21 protein-coding genes are annotated in these 23,252 nt (G+C 39.1%); 2 read left to right on the top strand and 19 right to left on the bottom strand.

Annotation, left to right across the window (positions count from 1 at the left end; translation table 11 throughout):
* Positions 1 to 61: 61 nt before the first annotated feature.
* Positions 62 to 1,174 (top strand): DUF5050 domain-containing protein, encoded by a 1,113-nt coding sequence (locus tag ACN6MY_RS00345; RefSeq protein WP_419882317.1) that lies wholly within the window; start codon positions 62 to 64, stop codon positions 1,172 to 1,174.
* Positions 1,175 to 1,248: 74 nt separating this feature from the next.
* On the opposite strand, the gene ACN6MY_RS00350 is transcribed toward ACN6MY_RS00345, so the two are convergent.
* The 3 genes from ACN6MY_RS00350 to ACN6MY_RS00360 all read right to left on the bottom strand — a co-directional run bounded on the left by ACN6MY_RS00350 (position 1,249) and on the right by ACN6MY_RS00360 (position 4,698).
* Entirely contained in the window at positions 1,249 to 1,965 is a 717-nt protein-coding gene (locus ACN6MY_RS00350) for a polysaccharide deacetylase family protein (protein WP_419882318.1), read from the bottom strand.
* 79 nt (positions 1,966 to 2,044) lie between these two features.
* Positions 2,045 to 2,998: an LCP family protein gene (locus ACN6MY_RS00355; protein WP_419882319.1), complete on the bottom strand. Its 954-nt coding sequence runs from the start codon at positions 2,996 to 2,998 to the stop codon at positions 2,045 to 2,047.
* Between the two features lie 497 nt (positions 2,999 to 3,495).
* Positions 3,496 to 4,698, bottom strand: a complete 1,203-nt coding sequence (locus tag ACN6MY_RS00360) for a right-handed parallel beta-helix repeat-containing protein (protein WP_419882320.1) — start codon at positions 4,696 to 4,698, stop codon at positions 3,496 to 3,498.
* A 475-nt stretch (positions 4,699 to 5,173) separates the two neighbouring features.
* Here ACN6MY_RS00360 and ACN6MY_RS00365 point away from each other — a divergent pair, with 475 nt between their 5' ends.
* Positions 5,174 to 7,726 (top strand): bifunctional 2',3'-cyclic-nucleotide 2'-phosphodiesterase/3'-nucleotidase, encoded by a 2,553-nt coding sequence (locus tag ACN6MY_RS00365; protein WP_419882321.1) that lies wholly within the window; start codon positions 5,174 to 5,176, stop codon positions 7,724 to 7,726.
* A 42-nt stretch (positions 7,727 to 7,768) separates the two neighbouring features.
* Here ACN6MY_RS00365 and ACN6MY_RS00370 read toward each other — a convergent pair whose 3' ends face one another.
* From ACN6MY_RS00370 to ACN6MY_RS00445, 16 genes are all read right to left on the bottom strand, one after another.
* Positions 7,769 to 9,628: a S8 family serine peptidase gene (locus ACN6MY_RS00370; protein ID WP_419882322.1), complete on the bottom strand. Its 1,860-nt coding sequence runs from the start codon at positions 9,626 to 9,628 to the stop codon at positions 7,769 to 7,771.
* 360 nt (positions 9,629 to 9,988) lie between these two features.
* Entirely contained in the window at positions 9,989 to 10,249 is a 261-nt protein-coding gene (locus ACN6MY_RS00375; protein ID WP_419882323.1) for a hypothetical protein, read from the bottom strand.
* Positions 10,250 to 10,547: 298 nt separating this feature from the next.
* Positions 10,548 to 11,288, bottom strand: a complete 741-nt coding sequence (locus ACN6MY_RS00380) for a LytR/AlgR family response regulator transcription factor (RefSeq protein ID WP_419882324.1) — start codon at positions 11,286 to 11,288, stop codon at positions 10,548 to 10,550.
* 116 nt (positions 11,289 to 11,404) lie between these two features.
* The gene (locus ACN6MY_RS00385; protein ID WP_419882325.1) at positions 11,405 to 11,728 is read right to left on the bottom strand and encodes an STAS domain-containing protein; all 324 of its coding nucleotides are present in this window, start codon (positions 11,726 to 11,728) and stop codon (positions 11,405 to 11,407) included.
* Positions 11,729 to 11,743: 15 nt separating this feature from the next.
* Entirely contained in the window at positions 11,744 to 13,813 is a 2,070-nt protein-coding gene (locus tag ACN6MY_RS00390) for a flagellar assembly protein A (protein WP_419882326.1), read from the bottom strand.
* The gene (locus ACN6MY_RS00395) at positions 13,814 to 14,686 is read right to left on the bottom strand and encodes a PP2C family protein-serine/threonine phosphatase (RefSeq protein WP_419882327.1); all 873 of its coding nucleotides are present in this window, start codon (positions 14,684 to 14,686) and stop codon (positions 13,814 to 13,816) included.
* Positions 14,686 to 15,003, bottom strand: coding sequence for an STAS domain-containing protein (locus ACN6MY_RS00400; protein WP_419882328.1), 318 nt, complete (start codon positions 15,001 to 15,003; stop codon positions 14,686 to 14,688). The genes ACN6MY_RS00395 and ACN6MY_RS00400 overlap by 1 nt, the downstream gene beginning before the upstream one ends.
* A gap of 10 nt (positions 15,004 to 15,013) precedes the next feature.
* Positions 15,014 to 16,591: a methyl-accepting chemotaxis protein gene (locus ACN6MY_RS00405; RefSeq protein WP_419882329.1), complete on the bottom strand. Its 1,578-nt coding sequence runs from the start codon at positions 16,589 to 16,591 to the stop codon at positions 15,014 to 15,016.
* 15 nt (positions 16,592 to 16,606) lie between these two features.
* Complete coding sequence (locus ACN6MY_RS00410) at positions 16,607 to 18,076, bottom strand: class I adenylate-forming enzyme family protein (protein WP_419882330.1); 1,470 nt, start codon at positions 18,074 to 18,076, stop codon at positions 16,607 to 16,609.
* Positions 18,060 to 18,308: an acyl carrier protein gene (locus ACN6MY_RS00415; protein WP_419882331.1), complete on the bottom strand. Its 249-nt coding sequence runs from the start codon at positions 18,306 to 18,308 to the stop codon at positions 18,060 to 18,062. Before ACN6MY_RS00415 ends, ACN6MY_RS00410 begins: the two co-directional genes overlap by 17 nt.
* Positions 18,298 to 19,356, bottom strand: a complete 1,059-nt coding sequence (locus ACN6MY_RS00420) for an alpha/beta hydrolase (RefSeq protein ID WP_419882332.1) — start codon at positions 19,354 to 19,356, stop codon at positions 18,298 to 18,300. The genes ACN6MY_RS00415 and ACN6MY_RS00420 overlap by 11 nt, the downstream gene beginning before the upstream one ends.
* A 1-nt stretch (position 19,357) precedes the next feature.
* Positions 19,358 to 20,308 (bottom strand): ATP-binding protein, encoded by a 951-nt coding sequence (locus ACN6MY_RS00425; protein WP_419882333.1) that lies wholly within the window; start codon positions 20,306 to 20,308, stop codon positions 19,358 to 19,360.
* Positions 20,309 to 20,319: 11 nt separating this feature from the next.
* The gene (locus ACN6MY_RS00430; protein ID WP_419882334.1) at positions 20,320 to 21,018 is read right to left on the bottom strand and encodes an SDR family oxidoreductase; all 699 of its coding nucleotides are present in this window, start codon (positions 21,016 to 21,018) and stop codon (positions 20,320 to 20,322) included.
* A 3-nt stretch (positions 21,019 to 21,021) separates the two neighbouring features.
* Complete coding sequence (locus tag ACN6MY_RS00435) at positions 21,022 to 21,840, bottom strand: 6-carboxytetrahydropterin synthase (RefSeq protein WP_419882335.1); 819 nt, start codon at positions 21,838 to 21,840, stop codon at positions 21,022 to 21,024.
* A gap of 13 nt (positions 21,841 to 21,853) precedes the next feature.
* Positions 21,854 to 22,423 (bottom strand): GTP cyclohydrolase I FolE, encoded by a 570-nt coding sequence (folE, locus tag ACN6MY_RS00440; protein WP_071352353.1) that lies wholly within the window; start codon positions 22,421 to 22,423, stop codon positions 21,854 to 21,856.
* A gap of 70 nt (positions 22,424 to 22,493) precedes the next feature.
* The gene (locus ACN6MY_RS00445; RefSeq protein ID WP_419882336.1) at positions 22,494 to 23,237 is read right to left on the bottom strand and encodes an EAL domain-containing protein; all 744 of its coding nucleotides are present in this window, start codon (positions 23,235 to 23,237) and stop codon (positions 22,494 to 22,496) included.
* Between the last annotated feature and the right edge of the window lie 15 nt (positions 23,238 to 23,252).

Below are 23,252 nucleotides of genomic sequence, written 5' to 3' on the forward strand. Positions count from 1 at the left end.
GGCAAATATATGTTACATCTATTAAAATAGGAAATACAAAATTATGTATAGGATGTGGAGAATGTTTAAGCAAAAACTGTTTCTGCCGCTGCTGTCTGCCATTTTGATTTTTTCCTTATTTATGCCGATTTCCACCCAAAAAGCCAGTGCAGCATCTTCTGATGAACTTCTGTATAACTCGATTTACAATGGAATTCTCCACATGCAAACTAAAATTTCTCTCGGCAAGTATGGCCAGGACAGCAGCAAGATTACTGCCGCCTATCAAAAGGTGCTCGATAACCATCCGGAAATCTTTTATACGCAGTACTACTTCCAGTGGTCACCCGGATATTTTTATCCGAAATATATCGGCTCCAAAAGTGAAATCACCAAAATGAAAACATCCCTCGACAGCAGGGTGGATGCTGCTGTAAAAACAGCAAAAACAAAGAAAACTGAACTTGAGCGCATTGTTTACCTGCATGATTTCCTTGTGAACAGCACGTCCTATGATTATGATCATTATGTGAAAAACAACTTGCCTCAAACCTCCTTCACAGCCTACGGAGCGCTCGTTTCCCATAAAGCGGTTTGTGACGGATACGCCAAAGCCCTGAAGCTCCTCTTGGACAAAGCAGACATTTGGGCAATTAAGGTGAACGGCACCGTGAGCAGCGGAGATCATGCCTGGAACATGGTAAGAACGGGAGGAAGCTATTATTATATCGACAGCACCTTTGACGACCCAGTGACAAACGATCGGTCCGACGTGCTCACATACAAGTATCTGCTTGTCCCGGAAAGCAAGCTTGCAAAGGACCATGTCTGGAATAAAAGTAAGCTTCATAAAGCAAGCAGTACTAAATATCAAAAGCTCTATTCTCTATCTGATTTTGTCCGGTACAATTCCAGCATCTATTACGCCAATCAAAATGACCATAAACTTTACAGGATGTCCCTGACAGGATCTTCGGTGAGTAAAATGGACAATCATCCCATCTACTCGCTGAAAATCATCGGAAGCACGCTTTATTATATTAATCTTGCAGACCATAATTCTGTGTATCAGATGAAGCTTGGCGGCACCGCTATACAAAAAATCAAAAATACGCAGGCGGGCTTTTTATCTGTAAAAGGCTCAAGCCTCTACTTCTACAGCAATGTTTCGAACAAAATGGTGAAACTGAGATAACACACGGCATGCAAACTCAGTCTTTGTTCCATTAAGAAGCCCAAGCCCCTTCAATCAGGGTGCCTGGGCTTTTTTTACAGCCTTTTATCATTAAAGAAGTTCTCAGTAAAATGATGCTTCGGATCATAGGCTTTCATTTCGTATCCCCTTTTACGGAGATAATCCAGAATTTGCGGCAGCTCTTTCACGGTTTGGCTGTTTTCATGAAGAATGATTACCTCGCGTGTCCGCTTTGTTTGGGCTTTAATATTTTCAAGGATTTTCTCTGGATGCCGAGCCAAGGCCCAGTCTCTTGGATCCACCGTCCAATCCCACATTTTAAAGCCCTTTTTAACCGCATAATCCCTCATCGCCTTAGTTGTATACGTGCTTCCGTAAGGAGCCCTCATTAAACGGCTTTTAAATCCGGTGATTTTATAAAGAGTTTGCTGTGCAGTGACCATTTCATCCGCAAAATTTGTTGAATTGATTTTATATAACTTATGAACATCATGGCTGACACTGTGGAGTGCGGGGTAATGCCCATCACGGATAATGCGGCGGACATTCTTCGGGTTATTTTTCATGTTTCCGCTGATCATAAAAAACGTCGCTTTTGTATGATATTTCTGGAGGATATTCAAGATGCTATTTGTATATTTGCCTGGACCGTCATCAAAGGTAAGGTATACGGTCTTTTTAGCTGCGGTTTCTTTCGCGTTAACAGGATATGCTGAAACAAGCAAAACAGGCACCAAAAGGAAAAACAATAACAACAGCTTTTTACAATTTTTCATGCCCCAATTTAACATCCGCTATCCCCCTGCACTTTTAACATATCAAAATTATATGCGGCACAAACTTTCCAGAAAACAAAAAAAATCCCCCAAATTATTTGGAGGATGACAAAAATTGCTGAAGTGCGGCTTTATTTTTTTCAAGATCGACAGCAAGCACTGCGCCGATTCCGGGAATCCTTTCATTTTCAAAGGTGCCGTCAAGCGGAATTCTTAGCTTGTCCACACTTTTAGCTTGTCCTGTAATAACATCCTTGCCTAAAATCAGCATGGTCTTCGTGTCGATATTTGTATCAATATATGGTGCTGTCATGCCAAGAATTTTCGGCAATTTGACGACATTATTGATTTCTGTCGCCTTATCCTTTAACTTTCCAAGAACCTCCTGCTGCCGCTGCACCCTGCCGAAGTCACTCATATTATCATGGCGGAAACGGACATATCCGAGCAGCTGCTTGCCGTGGAGGGTTTGTTCTCCCTTATGAAGCGTCATATCGATGCCTGATGACATATCATGCGGCACATTGACCTTGATGCCGTCCGGGGCAATCGTATCCACAATTTTAGGGAATCCTTTAAAATCAACAATGGAATAATAATTGATATTGATCCCAAAGTTTTCTTCTATTGTTTTACGCAGAAGCTCTGGCCCGCCAAATGCAAAGGCGGCATTGATCTTCTGCTTGCCATGCCCGGGAACATCCACGTAGCTGTCTCTCATGATTGACACCAGTTTCGGCTCATGCGTGTTTTGATTATAATGGGCGATTAATATGGAATCTGTCCTAGAGTGCTTTTCACCGCGTGAATCACTGCCCAGCAAGAGAACATTGATTTGCCCGTTATTCGGCAGCTTCCCGTTAAAGTCATAGCTTGCGGCCTTCTCCTTGCCTGCCCCGTCCAGCGCCTCTGACAAGCCCTGCTTATACTGAAAATAAACATAGGCACCAGCTGCAATAACAAGCAGAACAAGAACAGTAAGAAACCTTCTTAATCCCCGTTTCTTCTTCTTTTTCTTTTTATGTCTTGTGCTTCGTGAATTATCCAAATCTAAATACCATCTCTCTGTATTTAATTTTTATTGAATTTCTTTACCTTATGGTTTGCAAAAAACTCCAAAATAACAGCAAAAACTACATAATGTGACTATATCATGTTTAATGCCATTCATCATCTTTAAATATCTTTTTTTCATGCCCAATAATATTGAATTAGAGGAAAAAATAAGGTAGATCCCCGAAGAATATTAATGCGGGTTCAAAAACGCAGGCCGAAATTTCCATTTAATTGGATAATCGCGCCGAATTCCCGCTGATTAGAGCGAATTCTCAGCTATTCGAGCCAATTTCCGTGTCATTCGAGCAAAATGCTGCCCTATTAGAACCAAATCAAAAAATCAGCCCCAATCGGAGCAGAAATCAGCCACCTTGTTCCATAGCAGCAAAGCTTACGAAAACAGCTTTTTCAAAACCTTACAGGGATATCTGCGGAAACATGAAACACCCCGCACAGCTCTACACAGGAACCATGCGGGTGTGTCTAAGCTCACTCCTCTACAACACAAGGAATTTTAATCGTGTCATTGTACACATTATAGAAGTGGTTGATACGGATAAAGGTTTCGCTAGTATTCTTCACTGTATTTGTTTTTAGCACGTCCATGTTTTTCTGGCTTAGCGTATTATACGTTATCGCATATTGAGAGCCAGGACCGTCATTTTTCGCCGCAAGGAATTGCATCGGGCGCCCTGTATGTTCAAAAGTGTTATTCTGGAAAATCGGATTGGATGCTCCGCTAGCAAGAATTCCGCGGTATTTAGCATCACCTGCAGCCACATCTTTGAAGCTGTTTTTTTCTATTACGGCATTCGACCAGTTCATGACCCGAATAGCATCCAGGCGGGTATTCGTTATGCTGTTGTTCCGGATGCTCACATGATCATGATACGAGCCTCCAGAATATTTATGGGTCCCAATTGCCCGGTCCAGGTTGCGGAATGTATTGCTCTCTATCGTCACATACCTGTTTGGCGTTTTATCATAGGTGCTCCATTCCTGGCTCCAGCCATCTGTTGAACGGTCAGGGGTGTCCAGGTTGATCGCCTCTTTGTTCTTGTTTGGTGAAGCCTTGGAATCAATAAAAGAATTGTTGGTAACAGACACATGATCAGATGCGTCCATTTCGATAAAATGTCCAGACTGCATATGCTGAAAATGTATATTCTGCACCTTCACATTTTTATTATGGCCCATGATGATCGCGATGCTTTTATCATCATACTTCATATCAATGACAACATTACCCTCACCGATGAAGGAGATATTTTTTTCACCATTATATTTCCTATACACGCCTTTTTTCCCAGAACGGGAAGGCCTGATCAGCTGAAACATGGATTTAGCTGCTGCAAATTGCTTCGTTCCGCTTACTGTCCCTTTTACTAGTCTGACACCGTTTTTCAAGCGTATGGTTACATTGGAAGGAACATAAAGGGTATTTGAAATGGTATATGTGCCGCCGTTTAAGGTCAGTGTACCGCCGCCCTTTTTCTCCAGCTGCTCCAGATATGAGCGAAGCAGATAATACTGCTTGGTATTATTATTGTAGGTGCTGAAGTTCATCATATTTCCGCTAAATGTCTTGCTGTTAGGTGTGATTGTGTAGGCTGATGCTGCGCTTGCCTTTGGCGCAAGCATACTCGCTGAAAGAAGCAGGGCCGCTGCCGCTGCTCCGTATTTTCTCATCATGCTGCAAAACTCCTTCATATTTAAAATATCCTCTTGTTTTATCGGATAATTTGCTGGGGAATTTAGCAGGTGCCAATCATCCTGCCTGATATACATAAAATAAAGTAATTTCCGGAACGATATACACACCGTTTCCTATTAATTAAAGGCTAAAATAAGACATGTTAATCTTGTTTGCTGATTTCCGCTGCAGGTACTCGCTTTCCGTTACAATCAATAATTCGTCTATCAAATATAGCTTTAATAGGACCAAATATTAAGAAATTATTTTTTTATCTGTAAAATTAAAATTTTTCATAAATATAGTACTTTAGACCTATATATTTCCTTCTCTCTTCCTAGTAATAATTAAGAGTATTGTTTTGATATATTGCCTCGCGATATGTCGTAATCGGTAGAAGGAGTTGGTATTTTTATTTAGGTTTCATCGCTAAACTGGCTTTTAATTTTAGGAAAAGGAAAGGTGTATACCAGAATGACAAAAAAACTGACTAGATTCAGTAAAGCAACTGCCTCGGCATTTTTATTCGGTACATTGATTTCACCAATCGGATCCCTATCAGCTAACGCAGAAGGAGAAACAGCACCAGGACAAGTAAAGCTTCGCATCCTTGAAACAACAGATATCCACGCTAATGTTATGCCATATGACTATTACAAAGATACTCCGACTCTTGAGTTCGGATTGGCAAAAACGGCTACCCTTATTAAGGAAGCCAGAAAAGAAATGGACCCTGAAAACTCCATGTTGTTTGACAGCGGAGATTTGCTTCAAGGAAACCCTTTGGCAGATTATGTTGCAAAAGTGAAGAAGCTTCAGCCCGGTGAAGTACATCCTGTATATAAAGCGATGAATACTTTAAATTATGATGCCGCTTCTCTTGGAAATCATGAATTCAACTACGGCCTGGACTTTTTGGATCAGGCAAAAAAAGGCGCCAACTTCCCGTATGTGAATGCCAACATCTATAAAGTGGATGGAGATAATGATGATTCAAATGACGTTAATGAATTTGAGCCATATAAAATTTTAGATAAAAAAGTAAAAGACGAAAATGGCAATGAACAAACGATCAAGGTCGGTGTAATCGGCTTTGTTCCTCCGCAGATTATGGACTGGGATAAAGATAACCTTGCCGGAAAAGTAAAAACAAAGGATATTGTCAAAACAGCTGAAAAGTTCATTCCTAAAATGCGCGCTGAAGGAGCACAGGTTATCATTGCACTTGCACACTCAGGCTGCGATGTTCAGGCTGAAGGCCTTGAAGATGCGGAGAATGCTGTGTATTCCCTAAGCAAAGTCAGCGGAATTGATGCGATTCTATTTGGCCACAAGCACGTAACATTCCCTGAAGCAACGGAATTTGCAGGCAAGCCAGGCATTGACCAAACAAAGGGAACTATCAACGGAGTTCCTTCCCTTGAAGCCGGGTATTGGGGAAATAACCTTGGAGTTATGGACCTGACTCTTGAGAATGATAATGGTCAATGGAAAGTGAAGGATTCCAAGTCGGTAAACAGGCCGATCATGGAAACTGTGAACGGTGTTAAAGTATCTAAAGCTGATGCTGACCAAACAATCGTGGATGCAGTTAAAGAAGCTCACGAAGGCACTCTTACTTATGTAAGAAGCAAAATCGGGGAAACAAGCGCTGCAATGGACAGCTATTTTGCACGCGTACAGGATGACCCTACCATTCAAATCGTAAACAATGCACAAATTGCTTACGTGAAAAACTACATCGACAAAAAGCTTCCTGAATATAAGGGCTTAACTATATTATCTGCTGGTGCCCCTTTCAAGGCCGGACGCCAGGGACCAAGCGATTATACAAACATTGCAGCTGGAGATCTTTCAATCAAAAGCGCAAATGACCTGTACCTGTATCCAAACACCTTAAAGGCAGTCGAGCTGACTGGCGCTCAAGTGAAGGAATGGCTCGAAATGTCAGCAGGACAGTTCAATCAAATCGATCCAGCGAAAAAAGATCCACAGGTGTTGATCAATTACGGCTTTGAGCCATTCAACTATGATGTAATCGATGGTGTGAAATACCAAATCGACGTGACACAGCCGGCTAAATATGACTTATCAGGCAAAGTAGTAAATGCAGATGCAAACCGCATTAAAAACCTGACAACTCTTGACGGAAAAGCGATCGACCCAAGCCAGAAGTTCATCGTTGCAACAAATAACTACCGTGCAAGCGGCGGCGGAAACTTCCCTGGACTTGCTGGAGGAAAAGCCAAGGTTGTCGTTGACTCTCCAGATGAAAATCGCCAAGTTTTAATGGATTACATTTCAGCATCTGCAGGAAAAATCAATCCATCTGCAGACAGCAACTGGTCAATCCAGCCAATCAATAAAGATGTTACACTTACATTCAAATCTTCGCCAGAAGCAGAAAAAGCAGCTGCACAAACGAAGACGATTAAATATCTTGCTCCACTGACAGATGATAAAGGAACTTGGGGTTCTTACTCCATCACTCCTCAGGCAGCTGCCCCTGCACCGGCACCAGGCGATACAACAGCACCAAAAGCTCCATCTGTCAGCTCTGTAACAGACCACGATAGAAAGGTGACAGGAAAAGCAGAAGCTGCTTCCATAGTCACTATCAAAGCAGGAAAAACAATTGTCGGATGGGCTAAAGCTGATAAATACGGCAAATTCTCTGTTTCAATCAAGACCCAAAAAGCAAACACAGTGTTATCTGTTACAGCAACAGATAAAGCCCACAACGTGAGCAAGGCTACTGCCGTGATTGTAAAAGACAAAACGGCTCCAAAATCACCAAGTGTACACCCGCTTAAAACAAGCTCTACACTTGTATACGGAAAAGCAGAGCCTCGTTCATATGTGTACATCCGTTCATCCAATAAGACGATCGGCTGGACAACAGCAAGCAAAACAGGCAACTATGCAATCAAAATCAAGAAACAAAAAGCTGGACATGCTATCTATGTAAAAGCAAAGGATGCTGCCGGCAACATTTCCATTCCTAACAGAGTGGTTATTAAGAAGTAAACAAGCAAACCCCCGTCTCAAATTGAGACGGGGGTTTTTCCACTATGGCTGTATTATAATTTTTGCTGCTTTGCTTCTATTTCCTGATTTATCTGCTGCAGTCAGATAAAGAACCGTTCCCTTCGCCTGCCTCGTTTTCAACTTTAGCGAAAAAGTTCCTGTACTGCTTGCCGTGCCTTTTGACAGTACTGTGCTTCCTTTTTTAAGCACTAATGAACTGTTTTTCTCCGCTTTTCCCTTAATCATTAGATCTTTGCTTTTCACTTTATAAACAATCGGCGTTTTTGGAGCTGTAGTATCAAGGGCGGTCACCTTGAATGTGTAGTTCTGCAGTGACCAGTGATTGTTTGCATCATATACTTCAAAGTAATAAGTTCCAGGCTTCAGTGTGCGGGTAAAAGATTCCTTGCCGCTTATCTTTGCCCGGTCATATTGCACGGGAGAAACCGATTTCCCGTTTGCATACTGATCCATCCACACATCACTGTCGATGTTTGTAACCCCTGAAACATCCACTCTTACCTTCATATTCTTCGTCACCTTCAGGCTGTACCAGTCGCTGTCTCCTGAATAATCGTACCGGTCACTATACGCTTTGTTGAGAGCAACTCTGCGTGCCTTTGAGCGTACATTGCCACTATCATTTTTTATAGACGGAAAATCCGTCTGAAACGTCTTGGCTGCATCAACCCTGCCGAAGCCGGTTTTCGTGCTCCAGCTGTTTTTGCTGCTGCTGAGCTTCGCCGCTCCCTTTTCAAGAAGATACTCCACTTCTATGGGATTCAGGTTTGGTGCTGCTGATAAAATCAATGAAGCAACACCCGTAACAATCGGTGCAGAAAAGGAGGTGCCTGTTCCTATGCCATAGCGTTTATTCATCATGGTGGTAGCGATATTTTCTCCAGGCGCTACCAAATCAAGTGCTGCACCATAGCTTGAAAACTTTGAAACAGCATCATTTTTCCCGGTTGACCCAACACTTATGACCGTAGGATATCCAGCCGGATAATTGACAGATTGTCCATCGTTCCCTGATGCCGCTACAACAACTATGCCCTTTTTGTATGCTTCATAGATGATGTCGAATTCTATACTGTTCGGAGCAGGAAAACCGTAGCTTAAATTAATGACTCTGGCCCCGCTTTTAATCGCATAAGAAAGCCCTGCCAGTGCATCGATGAGATGAAAGCTCTTAGCAGCCGTTACCCGGATTGGTATGATTTGCGCAAGCGGGTTAACACCCGCTACCCCTATTCCATTATTCGCTTTGGCTGCAATGACACCCGCCACTTCCGTCCCATGCCCTAATGTATCGTTCGGGTTACTGTCTTTGCTGTAGAAGTCATACCCTTTTAACAGCTGGCCCGAAAGATCGGGCTGTGTGGCATCAACCCCTGAGTCTACCACCGCTACCTTCACTTTGTTTTTTAAAGAATAGTTCTTCCATAAAACAGGCATGCCAATCTTAGAAAGATGCCATTGGTTATTAAGATAAGGATCGTTGGGCAGAGTATAACCAAACCCTTTGCCTTCACCCTTCATATTCTCCTCAGCAGAAGTAATGGAGCTTGAATTCTTCATATCCGATAAAACAGATTTGAAGTTTTTAGATTTCGGTACCTTCACAGCGTAAATTCCCTGTTCCTGTAACACTTCCGGTGTGGCTGAGAGCTTCACTCCAAATTTTTCGGTTAATTCCGACGCGCTCAATTTAGTTTTGACCACAATTTCACTATTGCCATCTGATATTGAGGCCAGGGTGCCGCTTCTAACCGCACTTCCGCCGAACAGACTGGCCTTGCGGCGATCCTGCTCTTCATCCGCCTTTGCCGCACCAGGAAGCGCTGAAAGTAAAATGGCACCTGCCGTCAGCACCGCCGCTAAGCTATTTAATTTTTTCATAGATTTCTCCTTTAATTAGGCTTTGTTAAAATATTTTGTTGAGGAGCGGAAGACGCTTGACTCCTGGGGGATCAGCGTTACAGGCGAGACCCCGCAGGAGCGGGAGCGACGAGGAGGCTCGGCGAACGCCCCCGCGAGTCTTGCGTCTGGAGCGGAAATTGATTTAATTGGCATTTGACTCACAAAAACACACAATACTACAATATGTGTCTGTGATTTCCAGTATTCTCTAAAAATATTTGATAGCTTAATTCTATTATAGATGTGATGAGTCTGTAAAATTGCAGAATAAAAAATTTAATCAAACGTTTGATTAGCAGGAAAAAAAGGCAGAAACATAAGGGTCTCTGCCTTTTCACTCTATTCTTCCTCCACAATGCATGGAATGCGCACAGTGTTTTCATCGCTGTAGTCATTCAGGAAAGCAATATAGCGGATGAAATGTTCTTTTGTATCAATAACGATATTTATTTCTAGAGCGGTATAATTTTCGTCCGAAAGTTCATTATATATCTCGGCATATTCTTCGCCTGGCCCAGTGTTTTGGTGAACTCGATTCCATCCGGGTGATGAGCTGGTCCGATACTGCGATTGAATATAATACCATTTCCGATGTGGCAAATGGCGTAATCAAATATCGTGGGATGCTTGTGAGTGGCGCAATCAATCCGGTGATTCATTCACCGCATCATTTGCCGTTTTATCGAACTTGCTCCATTTCTGGCTCAAGCCTAATATTGCATGATCCGGCGTATAATGGCTACTTTATCTTATTTCATTAGCAAAACAATCCTTTTCAAGGATTCCAACAAATGATTTTTAATAGACTAATAAATTCAGTAATTTCAGTGAAATAAGAGTAAATGTTATCTTTAGATGGCGGCTGGGTTTAATCAGTAAGTGCAGCTCAAACTATTAACTATATTGGGAGATTGGAGATAATTTCTTGCACTTCATTGAACTTCAACTTAGATATTTGTGCTGTTTTATTGCTCTCGGAGAAATGTGCATTAAAAGACTCTCCAATTGTCTGTATATTTATTATTTTTTTTAAGTTTACCAGAAATGATCGATGCGTTTTCAAAAAATATGGAGGTAAGTTAGATCCAATAATCTGCAGGGAATCACCTGTTTCATAACTTGTTGCCACAGTATGTATAATGGATTTACGGCCTCCTCTTTCAATAAATAAAATATCATCTAGAGGCAGATATAAGTATGAATTTCCCGTTTTGAGTGTTAACTTCTTTACAACATTACCCGATTGCTTTTTTTCGGTTTCTTTTTGAAAACGAATGATTTTTTTTGCCTTTTCCAATGCAGTGCCAAGCCTTGAAATTTCAATCGGTTTTACCAAATAATCTATTGCCGACAAAGCAAATGCCTCCACTGCAAATTCATCAAATCCTGTGGTAAAAATTACATTTAAATCGGGCATAAATTGTTTACATACTTTTACTGCTTCCATTCCGCTCATGCCGGGCATATTTATATCGACTAAAATTAAATCGGGAGTAGTTTTCATGATTGATTGAACAAGCTCTTCCCCTGTAGATACCTCTCCCGTGATAACAAAATCAGGAAATAATTCTATGAAATGCTGGAGAAGGGTCCTAGATGTTTGATCATCATCAGAAATCACTATACGCAGTTTGTCCACTCAGCATTACCTCAATCCTAAATACTTCTTTTATAGAGAATATCGGTTTTTACCTAAAACTTTATATAAATGTGCAAAAAATGATAGAAAGGTCCTACAACATCTCCTTTTATTTTTTATGAACAAAACAATTCTTCACCCAAGATATCGGAAAGTTGAATAATATCAAAAATATCTTTCACTTGGGGCTGGATGGCAGAAATCTTAATTTTAACCTGTACTTTATCCTTTTTTAAGGAATCAATTAAATTAATAAGCAGCCCTATTCCTGTAGAGTCGACGAATGGCACCTCGGAAAGGTTAATGTCAATGTTATGGAATGGCTTCAAAGTAGGTAAGATTTCTTCGTCCATTATTTCAGTGATTTCAATATCCAAATCTCCATGGAACCAAATTATTACCTCATCTTCGTTCAAAGGTATAATTCTGTAGGTAAACATAGTTAACATCTCCTTTTAATAAATAATTCTGCCGTTGCTATCCAGGCTGGCCTCCATATTTTTTATATGTTCATTTAATCTCTTTTTTATATTTCCGAATTGGATGATGGTTCCTTCTCTTGCAGATTCGATCTTGATTTTCTTGTCGATGGGCACAGCAATATGGGTCATGATACCCCCTTCTGAACCTGACTCCTTTATGTATGCCCCCAATCTGGCGTATACTTCCCCTCCTCGAAGCACTCCATTTACTCTAAGCTCACCCCCAGAATGTATTTTAGTATTATAACAGCCCTGTCCTTTGATTGTTACATTCCCGCTGCAATATATCGAACTATTTAACGCATATTTCAAGTCAATCGAACAGTCTTCATCATTATAAGAGCGATTTTTATTCATCAATTCGTGAATGGTCTTATATAACTGCTTCAGTTGTTCGCTTGTATGCCATTGATTTGGTACAGAAGAAAGAAAACTTAAACGAAGCTGTTCTGCTAGGTTTAAAAATTCGGACTGTAACATCTGTTTTTCACGCTCACAAAACTCAATGTATTGAGTTATTAAATTAGGTAAATTCCTGAATTTAATTTCTGACAGCAGTTTAATCAAAGGATGCAATCCTTTTTGTTGATAATCCGTTAATTTAAATGCAGGCTCTTTCAATAATTGCTCAATTGATAAAAGAAATTTTTCTACTTGAATTTGAATTAAATCCAAAGTATGCATTAATTCGGATAGGAGATAATTATTATGGCCGGAAGATAAGAAACTGCTGATGGAATTTTGATGGATAACTATTGAGGATTTTGAAATGACGGTCGCCAAATTGGTGTTCTTAGCGATCATTACATGACCATCAGCTTCCACATGCATGTTTTCTTGAACGTTACCGAATATATCGATATCGCCTTTGAAACGAATATTTCCTGTCGACATATCAACATCGCCTGTATGAATTAATTTTTGTAAAATGGAGACCTTAGTTAGATTCCCATTTTTCTCGATGATTGGCCTGCCAGTCTCTGTAGCTACAATTTTAGTAGAGTTTTCAATTAAGGCTATACCTTTGCCAGGCTGTATCAGTATAGGATAAACTTCTTTGGCAGGAATGAGCTCATGTGTTACTGTCCTTCCAGGAATGCCGGGAACCGGAGGGACTATAATGCCAATCACCTGACCCTGGTTGATTGTAGGAAAAAACTTCATTTCTCTAAAGTCTATCGTTCCATCAGGTCTTACCGCCGGTCCATTATCTTTCCCTTTCACATCAGCCACTATTTGAAGAAAACCATTTTTCCCTTTCTGAGGCTTTACCCCGCTTGCAATAACAAAGTCTGCCGTTTCTTTCGTGTTTACAGCTGACATAATTTCTTGATGATTTAACCCCTGAGTGATGTTTAATGATTCTAATTTTTCCAGGATATCTTTGTATCCTAAATCATTTTGAATGACGTAATGTTCCTCAACCTGCAATTCAATATGAACATCAGGCATTAAATCCTTCACTTTACGGTGGATAATCCTCCCCGGTTCAATATGTAAGATTGCATGCACTTTACTTTTATCAATCGTTACATTCCATTTCGTTTCACTTTTATCTTCCATCACTTGAATGTCAAATCTGTCTTCCCTGGAGACAACAGTGGTTCCATTAATTTTCTCTTTATTCTTAAAAAGAGTGACTCCTTTACCAACGGAAATAGTAGGATACATTAGATCACAGGGCTGGCTATGAATCTTCCCATCTTTCACCCAAGCTTTTCCGTCAAGATCCGGATTTACAAATGAAGAATACTCTGGATCATTCTTCATTTTTCTTTCGGCTATATTTGATTCGACATCAATATTTTCTATGAGGCTCTCAATAGTTTCGACAGACGGTAAGGGGTCTTGTTCCTTAGCGGCAGCCCCGCTATTCACTGTGAGCTTTACTACTGCCGGCTTTATCCGAAAAAGACCTTTGGCTTCTTGCTGTATCACCTCTATTGTTACGGATTCCTTCCCTACCCCCAAAATGGATAAGCCGCCCTCAATAGCTTCACTCACACTCTTCCCTTTTGATAGTATCATTTGAGCCATTTGCATCTACTCCTCTATATTCATGACCGGAGAATTATAACTGGATACATCGCTTTTATCTTTTTGAATCTTCAGTATAACCATCGTAATATCATCCTTCTGCGCTGTACCTTCCGTAAACGCATTAATAGCGTCTATCACCGCACTTCCAAGCTCATCTACTCCTTTGGTAAAATTAATATTCAAGGTTTCAATGAGTCTGTGAAGCTTAAATTGTTCCTTTTTTTTATTAACGGCTTCTATAATGCCATCCGTGTAAAAGAAAACAATGTCCTTATCCTCTAATTGTATAGACTTCTCCTGGTAGACTTGATTGATAAGCCCGCCAACCATAATACCTGATACACGGGGAAGTTCCTTGATTGCCTCTTTCTCACCGGAAATATGAAGGGGCATACAATGCCCTGCACTGGCATAAGTCAATGTCTTGGTACTAGGATCCCAATCAGCACAAAATAAAGTCACGAATGACTTTAGGGAACGTAAATCGTTGTAGAGAGCTCTGTTCATGGCAGTTAAGGTATCTCCTGGACCTTGTGTACTTTCTGCCGCACTGCGGAATGCACCACGTGTCAATATCATGAGCATCGCTGCTGGAATCCCCTTTCCCATCACATCACCGATCACTATTCGAAGTTTCCCATTTACTAATGGATAAAAGTCATAATAATCTCCGCCTATTAACCGGGCTGGAAGGGACGTGCCGGTAACCTCTCCCCCCCCTACTTTTGGTGTTGGCCCGTTAAGCAACTTTGTTTGAATATTTCTGGCTAAATTAATTTCCCTCTGCAGAGTTTTGTCCATAATTGTGGGTTCTTCATCACTTTGACTTTTTCTCTCTGGTTCTTGATGCAAAAAGGATAAACTATCTAAGAACATCAATAAACCTCCCTTTGAATGGCCTCTAGTATTTTAAAAACACCCACTGTTTCAAAGATTTCACGTGTTTCTTCATCAAGACCCTTTAATTCAATTGTAAAGTTTACTTCTTGAGATTGATAAATTGCTTCTATAATGATGCCAATTCCTGTAGAATCAATAAATTCCAAATCAGAAAAATCAAAAATTAATTTTTCAACTTCATTTTCTAATTCTAAAAAAGGCAGAATTCCATTTATAGTGGATATATCTAAAATTCCAATAATTTTTAAAATCACTGTGGTTTGAAAAATTTCTTTATTCACTGTTAACGACATAGAAATCTCCTCAAAGTTTAAATTTCCTCATAGATTCAAGCATGATATTAGCGATATTTGACAACTCACTGGATTGCAGGTATAAGGATTGAAGTAAATCAGATAAAGTAATTGTAAAATCAGTTGTGGCAGATGTACGGTCATTTGCAATTTTTTTCATTTCTTCTATTTGTTTTATAATGGCAGTGGCATCACTGTATTGGGGTTGTGTTTGTATAAACTCTATAAGTTTATTTAATAACTCTACAATCTCACCATGCTGATCCCTTGATTTAAGTGTAGCCTCTGTTGATATCTCATACATTTTTGTAACGGATTGGGATGCTTCTGCTTCTAATATTAAAGAGAGCTGCTGTGTTTTGGCAGCTTGTTCTCTTGTAGCGCTAACCGTTTTATTGAAATAGGATGCCATCTTATTGACACTTTCAGAAAGATTTCCTAACTCGCTTTTATCGTTAAAAGTACTTTTTGCCGTTAAGTCTCCTTTTTCAAGCTGTCCAATTTGGATTTTTATAGCTGATATCCTTCCATATACTACATTGAAGAATCGAGCGGTTAATAAAAACAGCGCCATTAATGATACAAGCCCCGTCACAATTAATATGATGGAATGGCGATAGAGCGGACCGCTCAACATTTTATAATCCAAGGCTACATATACTACTTTTCCATCTTTGGCAGGCAAAAACAGCTTGTAAACTTTGTCGCCATCATAACTATTTATATAATGTTTATCTATTGACTTATTTTTTATGATTTCCGCCAATAGCTGTTTATCTCTTTTATCTTTATAGGTATACTCCCCATAGACGACCTTCTTTATAGGCGGGAAGAGTTTTGTCTCTAGTTTCGGATTTTCAAATACACTCGGATTTAAAACACCGATTTCTTTGATAAAAGTATTTTTTTCTTTAATTTTATCAATCCAGGATTCAGGTCCTACTTCTTTGGTGAAATGGTAAATTTCATTCGCCTCGATATAGGGATTTATTATGTAGTCCCTTCCAGGTTTAATCAAATAAGCATATTTATAATACCTAGGGTTACTTTGGGATCCTGATTGTGAAATGGGCAGTGCAAACATATTTTTTGCTGAATAAGTCGCCTCAGAAGGTAGCCTTTTGTTTTTATAAAGGCTATCAAGCGCCTTAAATCCATCGTTATAGCCGATTTTTTTAAAGCTGAATCCTATTTCTGAATGCTCAGTGGATTTGACACCTACGATGTCATTTCCTTTTTTTGCGAATAAGGTTATTCCAGATATCCCAAGCTCTTTTTTTATATTGATCAATTCTTGATTGGATATCTCGCTCGAGGACTGATTATTTAGTTTTTCAGCAATTAAATTTCCGTAATTTTCCAAACGCAAGTCTATCTGGTGTTCAATGGATTGTGAAGCCAGGTTGGTTTCAGCCATACCCAGTTCAATGCTTTGGGAAATAACGGATGCCTTGTTATTGACATTTTCAGTAATTTGGCTTTTGATAAAATACAGCTGCACTAAACTGGAAATCATAATAATGACTAGCAGGACAATAACTAATCTGGTTAAAAACTGAATTCTTAATGAATTTGATTTGATCTTCAATGATAGTTCCCCCAATTAAGAAACGGCCAATTTTTTTAATGCCATTTTATCCATTTTTCCTTGAATAATAGGCATCTCTTTTATTTTAATAATTCGTCCAGGCACTTTAAACCCGGCAATCCTTGACCTCAAGAAAGAGAAGAGTGAATCTAAAGATATGTCATTATCGGAAACGATAAAGGCAATGATTTCTTCTCCATATACTTTATGGGGGATTCCTATAACAGCGGATTGGAGAATTGGAGGGTACTGAATTAAGATTTGTTCTATCTCGGCAGGGATTACTTGGACTCCCCCTTTTTTTATCATTTGTTTTTTCCTTCCGACCATTTCTAATGCACCTTGATCGTTCGTCCGTACTAAGTCACCGGTAAAAAACCAACCGTCACCAGTAAAAGCCTCACTGGTCAATTCCTCGTCCTGATAATATCCATCGAATCCATAAGGTGTTTTTATCATTAGCTCTCCAATTCCATCACTTGAAACTGCATTCATTTTAAACTGCACGTTTTTGCAAAAAGACCATTTTACTGCTTCGCTTTTTAAGTCATTGGTAAAAGCCAGCAATCCCTGCTCTGATATCCCATATGCATTAAGCAATCTGCAATTGTTGAAATCCTTGACTACTGACATGAATTCTTCATTGATGGGTTCTCCGCCTAAAATGCATAGCTGTAAGTCATGTAAAATATTAGGTTTCACACTTTTTGCAAATATGTAAATTCCTTTAAAGATTGAAGGAGTAGTGATGATTTTATTGCAGGGATTTTCTTCTAATAATTTCATTACCAGCGGCATATCAAAGCTTTCAGGAATAACCATTGCTATCTCATTTTTAAAGCAGGTCAATAACCAGCTGATTCCATAAGGCGCTGTATATGGTATTGTCATAAACAATCTGTCTATTTTTGTTAATTCCAGCTCAGATTCAAGTATTTTTGTCCATTCATCAAGTGAGCTTGCCTGCAGCATGACCCCTTTTGGCAATCCAGTACTGCCTGAAGTGCAAGCGATGAAATCTATTCCTTTAGATGTTTCATCCATTGTATAGCCTTGAATGATATGACTTTCAAATCTATTATTCTCGTGGGCATAGATTTTGGTCTGGATAAATTTTGCCTGTGCCCAATCTTTTATCATATCAAAGAAGGAGGTTCGGTAATGCTTTTTAACCGTAAAAATGATATGCGGTCTTGTAAGGTTTAGCACCTTTGATAAATCTTCATTCCTAAATTGATGGCTTAATGGAACACAGGTGCCTCCTAATCGATTAATGGCTATTAAAAGGGCGAAATAAACAGGCAAATCCGGTATTAGTACCGCAACTTTTTTACCTTTTATCCCGCCATTCGACTGTAAAATATGGGTATATTCTTCTACTTTAGAATGAATATCGCGGAGTGAATACCCGTTTACATTCGTGAAGAGTATTTCTTTATCCCAGTTTTTATTCTCATCGAAAATCAAATCATAAAATGTTTTCATTTTCCGGCTCCTCCGTTAGCGTAAAAAACAAATTCCCAACCGTATCTATAGCACCCTTGCCTGTAATCCTGCTTAGCTCGACTCCATACGTTGCAGATAGGTCAAGAATCAGATTCACCATTTGAAGAGAATCGATTTCCAAATCATCTTTAAAAACTGCTTTTTCATGAATTTCTGTCAAAGGTATATTTGTATTCTTAGAAATTAACTCTCGAAAATCATCAAATGTCATTATTTATTGTTCCCTCCTTAAACCATTTGGCTGCTAACTCACGGATTTCCTGAAGTTTATAATTACAGCAATGTCCTTCATGTTCGAATTCGAGTAATGATTTTCCATCTGGGAGCTGTTCATACAGACTGTAAATGTTCTCATCCGACACCATCACATCTTTTTTGCCATGAACCAGTAAAACAGGATTTATAAAATCCATTCTTTCATAAGACGGAAGCATACTCGGCTCTTCTAAAATAAATGATGTTCTTTCCATAAAATAGTCCGGCAACCGGATTTCTTCATTTTTGAAAGCTGGAGAAACCCCTACCACTTTAGAAATTTTAGGGTTACAGCTTCCATAAACAGCCCAAGCAGCGCCCGAACTGGTTCCGAATAAATGTATAGGTAAAAATGAAAATTGCGAATAGGTAAAATCGATTAAATCATCCATAAATGTTTCCCAGCTTTTTATGGAGCCTCTCAAGCCACTGGAAATAAAGGTTTGGCCTTGACCAGGCCCGTCGAAGCTGACTGTAATGAAATCTCTTTTCAAAAAATCCACTTCATAAGTAAAAAGTTCTTCCTTTGAAGAATCCAAGGGATTAATGATGATTACAACACCGACTGGATTTTTCGGATAACGAATTCTTCCATAGCATTGATACATATCTAATGGAAGGTGGGCGTATGTTGTTTCATATCCAGATACAGAGTCGGCAATTTCAAAAGCCCTTAAACTAACATTTGTCCAATGGGCCTTCTCCTTGTTTCTCTCCGGAATCAGCCATTGATTTAATTGAAAATATAAGCCTGCGGTTTGAAATTTTAATTCCGCTTCATTAAATTCTTTCATTTGTTTGTACTTAGAAGCTTCTATTATTTTTTTATTAGCTAGTTCATTCCAGCCATTTAACCATTTGTCTTTAGTAAAACGTGATGAGCGTATTCTCTCGAGGTCTTCCTTCTCTACACCATGTACTAGCCATCTGTCCCAAAAACCATCCATTAGCCCCGCTGTTAAAAGGGTTTTATCAATTGTCGAAAATGTGTTCTTCTGTGGCATATTATTGAACTTCCTTTTCTATACTCATGTCAAAATGTAAAATGATAATGGAACCCTCGGGAGAGGTATATAGTGAAACACGTTTGGACATTTTCATCATGAGGGTAAAGCCCTGTCCCAAAGATTTTTTCGTAGAGTATCCCGCTAAAAGGGTCATTTTCGGCAATAATTCTAAATCGAATCCTGGCCCATTATCTTCTACTACTATTCTAATCTCTTGATTTTTTTCATCTTTAACAAGGGTCATTTTTCCCTCTTCAGCATGCTTTACTGTATTGGTAATTGCTTCAGAAAGAACCAGCAGCAAACTCATAATGCTGGACTTTTTTATACCCTCCAGCTCAAGGTAATCTTTTGCAATATTGCGACATTTAGGTACGTCGAAGCGGCTCTTTATGGTTCCCCCGCAAATTTCAGTTCCTTGTTTGTAAACAAGAACTTGTTCTTTCTCAATGAGCAAAAATTTTTCTTGAGTTACGGCATATATGACATCACGGTAAATTCCCCATTTTCCCTCCGATGATTCCACACGGGTGCTTGTAAATTCCTGCTGAATCGGTTTATCCGAACAAGTAAATAATTCAGTTTTGTATAATGCATACACCTTCAGCATGGCATTTTGAATATCCGGACTTATCGGGTAGTTTTTAATTTCCGCTGATAAATCTTTTGTTTGCCCGCTCCAGATTAGCATCTTCTCACTTAAAAATAGAATAAGTTCACTTTTACCCAAATGGTTCGAATTAATAAAAGAAGGCGTGGATAAAGAAGAATAAAATAATAAATCTTCGTCTATTGAATCAAAATCTGCATATTGACAGAGTTTTTTTGCAATATACCCTCTTTTGGTTCTAAAATCGAGATCTGTATAGTCAATATCAGAAGGAAGAGACGGAGTTTTGAGATGCTTTTGTGAATGATCGCTAAAAACCTTATCAAAAAGTCGTCTCAATTTTAAACCCCCTATAAGATTCCTAAAGGCGGCATAATCGTTATTTCATCTATATATGCACCGGAATCTTGAGTAATTAAATAAAGTAAATGATTGGATACTGATTCTACCGGTATCATACTGGATAGATCAGGTTTAGGTTCAATGTTATCCCAAAAGCTGCTGCTGACTGCGCCAGGAATAACAGAAGTGACCTGTATCCCTTTTTTTCTAAGTTCAACTTGCAAGACCTTTGTCAATCCTAATACACCGGACTTAGAAGCAGAGTATCCTCCACAGCCTGGCAAGGGGGTCGTTCCAGCAATAGAGACTAAATTAAAAATATGCCCCTTCCCCATTTTTTCCATATGCTTACCAAAATATTTGCAGGTAAGGTATGTCCCGCGCAAATTAACGGAGATCATTTGATCAAAATCATCTGTCGAAGAATCTAAAATACTGTCAAACAATCCGACGCCTGCGCTGTTAATTAAGACATCGACCTTTCCAAATTTCTGTATGGCTTGTTCATAAAACGATTTTACTGACTGTTCATTTTGGACATCCAAATGCAATTCTAGAATGTGATCCGTCATTTTAGTTGTATTGCCTCGGCTTCCCAAAACAAGATTGGCTCCTCTTTCTTTTAGCAGCGAAGCTGTTTCCTTGCCTATGCCTTTACTGGATCCAGTTATTGCAATTGTTTTACCATTCAAATTATGTTTGTCCATTTTTTACTCCCCGTCGGGTCCGAAATATTCAAAATAGTTTTTCTCTGTTTCATATAATCCTATTTTAAAAAGATTCGGAAGTTCATCGGATAGCAAGTTCCAAGTCACTATGGCAACGTTTTCCGAAGTAGGGTTTAAATCCGCAAACTCTTGGGTATCTAAATTTAAATGTTTGTGATCAAATTTTTGAAGCACCATCTGATCGATTATTCTATCCATATCTCCGATATTTGCAATCATTCCCGTTACTGGATCCACCTTGCCTTGCACAGTAACCTCTAAATAATAATTATGGCCATGCCCAAATTGATTATTGCACTTTCCAAAAATCGCAGTGTTCTCTTCCGCCGTCAGTTGGCTGCTATGTAAACGATGAGCTGTGCTAAAATGGTATTTTCTTGTTAATCGAACCATTGAAGAGTCCTCCTTTTCTGCATACAAAAAATCATTTTCACGCAGACGGATTTTATGAAGGGTGCAATTTTCCATCATTCCCTCAAAAGCATTCCATAGATACGTGATGATATTTTCCGTGGTGGGAATATTCTTTGCAAAATATCCATTCTCTTTATTTAAAAATTTTCCGTCCAAATTTGAATGGACAAATGCTTTTACCACTTGATCAATATCAGTTATGTTTACGACGATTCCAGAATCCTGTTTTAATTTCCCTTTAACCATGACCTCTAAAGCATAGTCATGGCCATGGCCGTTAGAATGACTGCATGGACCAAAGGCTTTTTGATTTTCTTCTTCCGTCCAATCGGCGACCTTGTAAAAATGTGCAGCTGAAAAATATAGTTTCCGTGAGAGGTAAAGCATTAAAAATTCCTCCTTATTTCCGTAAAAGGGCACGCTCGAATTCTTCTGTCAATGAAACATCATGTTTAAAAACGCCTTTTTTTATCGTAGTGATCGTGGAACTGCCGGGTTTTTTCACGCCTCTTGCACACATACACAGATGTTGTCCTTCGATGCTGACAATTGTGCCCGCTGGATTCAGAACATTCATGACAGCATCCGCAATTTGCTGTGTCATTCTTTCCTGGACTTGCGGCCGTTGAGATGCAAGCTCTATTAATCTGGCAAATTTACTTAAACCGACTACCCGACCGTTCGGAATATATCCGATATGGGCTTTACCGAAAAAGGGTATGAGATGATGCTCACAAAAAGTGTAATAAGATATATCTTTTACAACCACCAAGCCTTCATAAGCTTCTTCGAAGGTGGTTGTTAGTGCTGTTTCAGGATCTACACCTACACCCGCAAATACTTCTTTAAACATTTTTGCCACACGTTTTGGAGTATCAATCAGTCCTTCTCGTGAAGGGTTTTCTCCAATCAGTTTTAAGATGGATTTTATATTCTCTTCCAATAAACCTTGTGTTACGTCAACTGTCATTACTTTTCCTCCGCCATTATATTTTTCGCTTTACAATGTTTGTATTTAATCCAATTAGGATATGTCCAGTTCATTTAATCATTGGCGATATTAACGTTAATTGTTCAGGTTTCCCCAATAAGTATCCTTGGACAATCGGAACTTTTAAGTATTTTGCCTGTGCTAAATCAATTTCCTTTTCTACACCTTCTAAGATTAGTATTGTTTCTGAATTGCAGTAGTCTACAAAAAAAGAAATAAAAGCTTGTTTTTCTTTGCATATCGCTAATTCTTCAGAAAAATATTTATCCAATTTAATGTAATTGGGCTTCATTTCTATAATATTTTGCAGTGATCCTTCACCTTGTCCAACATCATCTAATGCCACATAAAATCCTTGGTCTTTTAATAGGGATATCCCTTTTTTCAATTTTGGAGTTTTCCATATATAATTTTCATCGCTGGTTTCATTTAATTCAAAAACCAATCTGCCATGAATATAGGGATGTTCCTTCATTAAATTCAGTATCAGGCATTCGAAATCAGAGTGAATCAGCGTCGAGGGAAAAATATTAATGAAAAGTAACGGATGATTCTTAGGATTAAAAAAGGGGAAATTTATTATTGAGTTTTTAATTGAAAGACTGTCTAATTCGAATAAACACCCTTCCATCCGTGCCCGTTTGAAAAAATCTTCAGGATTAAAATTCCTGATGGCAGGACATCGCAGCAAAGATTCATATCCATATATTTTCCAATTTATAATGTTCCAGAGAGGCTGATAGACATATTCCATTTTATTACTCTTCATTAATGTTTTTATATTTTCTCTCATTCGACATCCTCTTTT

Source organism: Peribacillus sp. B-H-3 (assembly GCF_048572925.1).
Classification (GTDB): domain Bacteria; phylum Bacillota; class Bacilli; order Bacillales; family DSM-1321; genus Peribacillus.

What these genes read in the sequence shown, in the direction of transcription:
- ACN6MY_RS00430 (WP_419882334.1), bottom strand. Translation starts at nt 21,018, where the DNA reads ATGGACAAACATAATTTGAATGGTAAAACAATTGCAATAACTGGATCC.
- ACN6MY_RS00360 (WP_419882320.1), bottom strand. Translation starts at nt 4,698, where the DNA reads ATGATGAGAAAATACGGAGCAGCGGCAGCGGCCCTGCTTCTTTCAGCG.
- ACN6MY_RS00390 (WP_419882326.1), bottom strand. Translation starts at nt 13,813, where the DNA reads ATGCAAATGGCTCAAATGATACTATCAAAAGGGAAGAGTGTGAGTGAA.
- ACN6MY_RS00420 (WP_419882332.1), bottom strand. Translation starts at nt 19,356, where the DNA reads ATGCCACAGAAGAACACATTTTCGACAATTGATAAAACCCTTTTAACA.
- ACN6MY_RS00400 (WP_419882328.1), bottom strand. Translation starts at nt 15,003, where the DNA reads ATGTCGTTAACAGTGAATAAAGAAATTTTTCAAACCACAGTGATTTTA.
- ACN6MY_RS00435 (WP_419882335.1), bottom strand. Translation starts at nt 21,840, where the DNA reads ATGCTTTACCTCTCACGGAAACTATATTTTTCAGCTGCACATTTTTAC.
- ACN6MY_RS00385 (WP_419882325.1), bottom strand. Translation starts at nt 11,728, where the DNA reads ATGTTTACCTACAGAATTATACCTTTGAACGAAGATGAGGTAATAATT.
- ACN6MY_RS00350 (WP_419882318.1), bottom strand. Translation starts at nt 1,965, where the DNA reads ATGTTAAATTGGGGCATGAAAAATTGTAAAAAGCTGTTGTTATTGTTT.
- ACN6MY_RS00395 (WP_419882327.1), bottom strand. Translation starts at nt 14,686, where the DNA reads ATGTTCTTAGATAGTTTATCCTTTTTGCATCAAGAACCAGAGAGAAAA.
- ACN6MY_RS00445 (WP_419882336.1), bottom strand. Translation starts at nt 23,237, where the DNA reads ATGAGAGAAAATATAAAAACATTAATGAAGAGTAATAAAATGGAATAT.
- ACN6MY_RS00370 (WP_419882322.1), bottom strand. Translation starts at nt 9,628, where the DNA reads ATGAAAAAATTAAATAGCTTAGCGGCGGTGCTGACGGCAGGTGCCATT.
- ACN6MY_RS00410 (WP_419882330.1), bottom strand. Translation starts at nt 18,076, where the DNA reads ATGAAAACATTTTATGATTTGATTTTCGATGAGAATAAAAACTGGGAT.
- ACN6MY_RS00415 (WP_419882331.1), bottom strand. Translation starts at nt 18,308, where the DNA reads ATGACATTTGATGATTTTCGAGAGTTAATTTCTAAGAATACAAATATA.
- folE (WP_071352353.1), bottom strand. Translation starts at nt 22,423, where the DNA reads ATGACAGTTGACGTAACACAAGGTTTATTGGAAGAGAATATAAAATCC.
- ACN6MY_RS00365 (WP_419882321.1), top strand. Translation starts at nt 5,174, where the DNA reads ATGACAAAAAAACTGACTAGATTCAGTAAAGCAACTGCCTCGGCATTT.
- ACN6MY_RS00345 (WP_419882317.1), top strand. Translation starts at nt 62, where the DNA reads ATGTTTAAGCAAAAACTGTTTCTGCCGCTGCTGTCTGCCATTTTGATT.